4 protein-coding genes are annotated in these 5,718 nt (G+C 45.9%); 2 read left to right on the top strand and 2 right to left on the bottom strand.

Annotation, left to right across the window (positions count from 1 at the left end):
* Both ACQY26_RS05730 and ACQY26_RS05725 read right to left on the bottom strand, forming a co-directional pair.
* The coding region (locus ACQY26_RS05730; RefSeq protein WP_428048188.1) for an excinuclease ABC subunit UvrC at window positions 1-1,276 on the bottom strand (1,276 nt) is incomplete at its 3' end.
* A gap of 91 nt (window positions 1,277-1,367) precedes the next feature.
* Window positions 1,368-2,678, bottom strand: coding sequence for a PhoH family protein (locus tag ACQY26_RS05725; RefSeq protein ID WP_428048187.1), 1,311 nt, complete (start codon window positions 2,676-2,678; stop codon window positions 1,368-1,370).
* Between the two features lie 99 nt (window positions 2,679-2,777).
* Between ACQY26_RS05725 and ACQY26_RS05720 the strand changes: the two genes are divergently transcribed.
* Together ACQY26_RS05720 and ACQY26_RS05715 are read left to right on the top strand one after the other, a co-directional pair.
* Window positions 2,778-5,138, top strand: a complete 2,361-nt coding sequence (locus ACQY26_RS05720; protein ID WP_428048186.1) for a DUF3536 domain-containing protein — start codon at window positions 2,778-2,780, stop codon at window positions 5,136-5,138.
* A 10-nt stretch (window positions 5,139-5,148) separates the two neighbouring features.
* On the top strand, window positions 5,149-5,718 hold a 570-nt coding region (locus tag ACQY26_RS05715), incomplete at its 3' end, for an NAD(P)-binding protein (RefSeq protein WP_428048185.1).

Raw genomic sequence — 5,718 nt, 5'->3', positions numbered from 1 at the left:
TTATTGCAAAGCGGTGAACCTCGTCCCGGATTTCCATAATCAGCCTTAAGGCCGGGTCGCTTTTATCAAGTTTGATGCTTTCGGATTGGTGCGGAACAAAAATTTCTTCCTCCCTCTTCGCCAAAGAAATTACTTTTATTTCCAAGCCGGCCTGCGCTATGGCCTGCATGGCAAAAGAAAGCTGGCCTTTGCCGCCGTCAATCAAAAATAAATCGGGGCGGTTTTCCGCAGGCAGCTGTTTAACCTGCTCTATGCGCCTTAAGACGCTTTCTTTCATCATCAAAAAGTCGTCGCCGCCGGTTTCCGGGAGTTCCGATTTTATTTTAAAACGGCGGTAATGCGCTTTATATTTTTCCCCGTCTACAAAACAGACCATCCCGCCCACAGCCTGGCGGCCGTAAAGGTGGGAATTATCGAAAGCTTCTATGTGGCGGATAATTTTTTCGGAGCGTAAGACCTCGCTTAAGCGTTTAAGCTTTTCCGCCGCCTGGATTTTTTTATCGAGTTTATCATCCTGATATCGGCTGACTTTTATGCGTTCGCGCATATGTTCCATGGCGCGGGCGAAATCGCGGAACTGCGCGGCTTTTTCGTACTCCAAAGCCTTTGCGGCGGCGCGCATCTGTTTTATAATATCCTCTTTGAAAGATGCGAAATCCCCCCTCAAGAACAAAGCGGCTCGCCGGGCTATGGCGCGGTAATCTTCATAACTGATTTTGCCGGCGCACGGAGCCGGGCATTGTTTGGTGTGATAATAAATGCATGAAAATATTTTCTTTTCCGGCAAAGGCTTCTGCCTGTTAAAAGACCATTTGCATTGCCTCAGAGGGGCGTATTTATCCTTCCACAAAAAATTTAAAAGACGTTTTACGTTTGAAACCTTAGGATAAGGGCCGAAGTATTCCGCGCCGTCGGGCAGAACTTTGCGCGTCAAAGTTATGCGGGGGTAATCTTCCTGCATTGAAAGTTTTATCCAGGGATAGGTTTTGTCGTCTTTTAAAAGACTGTTGAAAAACGGTTTGTATTTTTTGATTAATTTGTTTTCCAAAATTAAGGCGTCGCGCTCGCTTGCGCAGACGACAAAATCTATCTTTGCTATCAAAGGCACAAGGCTGGGTATTTTCCACCCGCGGCTGTTCTCCGCGCCGGTTTGGAAATACTGATGCACGCGGTTATAAATATTTATGGCCTTGCCGACGTATATAACTACGCCGGAGCCGTCTTTCATTATATAAACGCCGGGTTCTTTGGGCAGAAGATTTAAGTTTAAAGACATTTTTACAAATCAAAATTAAATTAAGACTTCTTTTAAAAATTTTACATAAAGAAAGCCCTTCCGAGGAAGGGCTTTCCGGGTAAAACAATCATTAAAGAAGCTTGCCGGCGAGATTGCTTCTCTCCGTCTTGGTAAACGTGATATGTCCGTAAGTTTTTTGGCCTTTAAAGCGTTCCACCAAATATGTAAGACCGTTGGATTCAACGTCCAAATACGGCGTATCTATCTGGTAAGGATCGCCCGTAACGACGACTTTCGTTCCCTCTCCGGCGCGGGAAAGTATGGTCTTAATCTCATGCGGTGTAAGGTTTTGCGCGTCGTCGACTATCATATATTGTTTGGGCAAAGTGCGTCCGCGGATATGCGTAACGGAAGCGACTTCCAGTTTGCCGCTGGTCATAAGATAGCGGACTTCTTCTTCTCCGTCTTCGGGATTTTTCTTGTTGGCCAGGAAGTTTAAGTTATCATGTATGGCGCCCATCCAAGCTTCAAGTTTTTCTTCCATGGTGCCGGGCAGAAAGCCCAAATCCTTGCCGACGGGAACTATCGGCCTGCAAACAAGCAGGCGGCGGTAAGTTTCATCGTCAAAAGTTCTGTGAAGGCCGGTAGCCAAAGTAACCAAAGTTTTGCCCGTACCTGCGGTTCCAACAAGGGTAACGAGGTCTATTCTGTCGTCAAGCAGAAGTTCCATGGCGAAACGCTGCTCTTTGTTTAAAGGTTTAATGCCCCAAACGATAGGCTCCTGCTGGGCAAGAAGCTTTACGGCGTCGCCGTTAGGCGTTACGCGGCCGACGGCGGATTTCTTGCTGCCGTCATTGCTTTTGAAGATAATAAATTCATTGGGCAGATAAAGGCCGGGCTTTACGGCAAGTTCTTTATCTCTGTAAAGAACGTCTATTTCGGAAGGATCGGCTTCAACTTCCCTGCTGCCCAAATAAAGCTCGTTATATTTAACTTTATCGGCGTTGTAATCCTGCGCGTCCACGCCGATGGCTTCGGCTTTAATCCTTAAATTTGTGTCTTTTGAAACTATAATAACGGGCTTGGAAGCGGTTTTGGAACTTTCTTTTTTGTGATAATAATAAGCGGTATTTAAAATGTCATTATCGGCCTTGTGGAAGGAAAGACCGGCGGGCAAAATATTTTCTTTAGGGAATTCCACTTTTAAAGTGCCGCCGTTTTCCAATTTGACACCCTGGCCCAGTTTGCCTTTGGCGCGAAGTTCGTCCAAATAGCGCGAAACCAGCCTTGCGTTTTTACCCCTTTCATCGGCGTTTGTTTTGAAGTTATCCAACTCTTCTATAACAATCATCGGTATTACGATGTCGTTATCCGCAAATCTGTTAAGGGATTGCGGGTCGTGCAAAAGCACGTTGGTGTCAATTATGTAAATTTTCTTCATCAGTGGGCCTCCCTCGGCGAAATAATTGTTCCTTAACCAAATTATAAACCCTAATTTGCCACTTGTAAAGTGTTTCGCGCATATTGTAGCATATTACAGATGAACAGATATCTTTGTATTCACGGACATTTTTACCAGCCTCCGCGCGAAAACCCCTGGATAGACGAAATAGAAATACAGGAAAGCGCAAGGCCTTTCAACAATTGGAATGAACGCATATCTTCGGAGTGCTATCACGCCAACGCTTTCGCCAGAATTTTTAACGGTAAAGGGCAGATAAAAGACATCGTAAACAATTACTCCAAAATAAGTTTTAACTTCGGCCCGACGCTGCTTTCCTGGCTGCAAAAATACGACGCGGAAACTTATCAGGCCATTTTGCAGGCCGACGAACAAAGCAAAAAGCATTTCGGCGGGCACGGCAGCGCAATAGCGCAGGTCTACAACCATATCATTATGCCCCTTGCCGACGACAAAGATAAACTTACCCAAATCGTTTGGGGCATTAAAGATTTTGAGCTGCGCTTTAAAAGAAAGCCGGAAGGCATTTGGCTGGCGGAAACCGCAGTCGATATGAAAACTTTGGAACTCCTGGCGGATAATGACATAAAATTTACCATATTGGCCCCAAGCCAATGCGCCGCCACGCGCAAAATAGGAGAAAAAGACTGGAAAGACCAAAGCGGAGCAAAAGTCCCCCCCGGCAAACCTTATTTATGCAATTTGCCCTCAGGCAAAAAAATAGCTTTGTTCTTTTATGACGGGCCGATATCGCAGGGCATAGCTTTCGGCGACACTTTAAAAAGCGGGGAAAAATTCGCCGCGCGTTTGCTTTCCGTTTTTCAGCCGACGGATCAGCCCCAGCTGGTGCATATAGCCACCGACGGCGAAACTTACGGACATCACCAAAAATTCGCGGAAATGGCTTTGGCTTATTGCCTTAACTATATCGAAAGCAACAAATTGGCAAATATTACCGTATACGGCCAGTATTTGGAACTTTTCCCGCCGACGGAAGAAGCCAAAATTTTTGAAAACACCGCCTGGAGCTGCAGCCACGGCGTGGAACGCTGGAACAGCGACTGCGGCTGCAACAGCGGCGGAAACAGAGGCTGGAATCAGCAATGGCGCAACCCTTTAAGGAAAGCTTTGGACTTTGTACGCGATTCCCTGCGTCAAACCTTTGAACTTAAAGGAGGGGAATATTTTAAAGACGTTTGGGCGGCCAGAAACGCTTATATCGAAGTTATTGAGGACCGTTCAAAAGCGGAAGCTTTCCTGCGGGAATACGGTACGCCCAAAGCTTTGCAGGATGCTTCTTCCGCGCTGAAACTTATGGAAATGCAGCGCAATACCCTTTTGATGTACACCAGCTGCGGATGGTTCTTTGACGAAATTTCCGGCATAGAAACCGTGCAGATTATGGCTTACGCCAAAAAAGCGATAGAATACAATAAAGCGCTTACCGGGCGGGATATAGAAGAAGAGTTCGTAAGCAAACTCGCGCTTGCGCCAAGCAATATAAAAAGCTTCGGCAACGGCGCAAACGTTTACAACGCTTTGGTAAAACCGCTTGAAGTTGATATGCGCAAAGCCGCAATAAACTACGCCATTTCTTATTTATTGGACGAAATGCTGTTCTGCGATTGCATTTACTCCTATAATATAAGCAATCACAAAGTGGACGTAACAAGGCAGGGCAAAGCCAAGCTGGTAACCGGCTACGGGCTGTTTACCTCCCGCATGACGCTGGACTCCAAAAATATCAGCTTCGCCGTACTGCACACCGAAGGCGACGATATTACCGCCGGTTCCATTTACGGACGCACGGATAATTTGGAGCAGATAAAGGAAGCGTTTATCTTCGGTGATATTGAAAACTGCAAAGCTTTGATAAAAGCGTCTTTCGTCGACGTTATGACGATTAAAGATCTGCTTAAAGGCAAGCAGACCCAAATTTTGGCGCAGGCGGTGGAAAATTCCAAGAAAAGGATAAAAAACAGTTATTCGAAACTGTTTGATCAGGAAAAAGGCATTTTTAATTATCTTTACAGATTAAATCTGCCGATGCCGGAACTGTTTGAAAATCTTTCCGCTTTTGCGATAAATCAAAAAATTAAAAACGAACTTCGCAAAGACCCGATAGACGCCGCAAAAGTGGCCGAGCTTTTGGGATTTTTCGACAAAATGCCCGGCAAACTGGAAAAAGAAGGTTTTAAGCGCATACTTACAAAGAAGCTTAAACAACTTACGGAAGCCTTTGCGGCCGATCCGTTTGATTTAAGCAAAAGCTCTAAAATAATCGAGCTGCTGTCCTTTGCGGAAATGTTTAATTTCCCGGCGGATTTGGCGCAAGCGCAGAACAGCGTTTTCTCCGTTTGCAAAAACCTGCCGGAACATATAAAGCAAAACCAGCTGATAAAAGTGCTGTGCGCTAAATTAAATTTAAATTCAGATTAGGAGAAACAAAATGCCAAATCCTTCCTTGCCAAGGCAAACCGGGAAGAGACAATCCCCGGAAGAAAGAATAAAGAATTTTAACGAGGTGGCGCAAGGCCTTGATAAAGAACACGCGCTTGAAGAAGCCTCAAGATGTTTAAACTGCAAGAATCCGCGCTGTCAGGCGGCCTGCCCCGTAAATGTTCAGATACCGTCTTTCATCCAGCTTTTGCTTAAAGACGACGTTAAAGGGGCCGTTTCCAAAATTATGGAAACGAGCTTGCTCCCCGCCGTATGCGGCAGAGTTTGCCCGCAGGAAAAGCAGTGCGAATCAAAATGCGTGAGAGGTATCAAGGGTGAGCCGGTTGCCATTGGAAGATTGGAACGGTTTGTCGCAGATTATCATATGGCACACGGTGAGGATAAAATTACTGTGCCGCAAAAGAACGGCAAAAGGATAGCTGTTGTAGGCTCCGGTCCTTCAGGTTTAACCTGTGCCGGAGATTTGGCAAAGCTCGGTTATGAGGTAACAGTTTATGAGGCCTTTCATACTGCAGGCAGCGTGCTGATGTACGGGATTCCCGAATTCAGACTGCCGAAG

Origin of the sequence: Candidatus Proelusimicrobium excrementi (genome assembly GCF_937881865.1) — a bacterium.
Lineage (GTDB): Bacteria > Elusimicrobiota > Elusimicrobia > Elusimicrobiales > Elusimicrobiaceae > Proelusimicrobium > Proelusimicrobium excrementi.
Note: the sequence above shows the minus strand (reverse complement) of the source record. Positions and strands in the feature narration are given on the sequence as shown.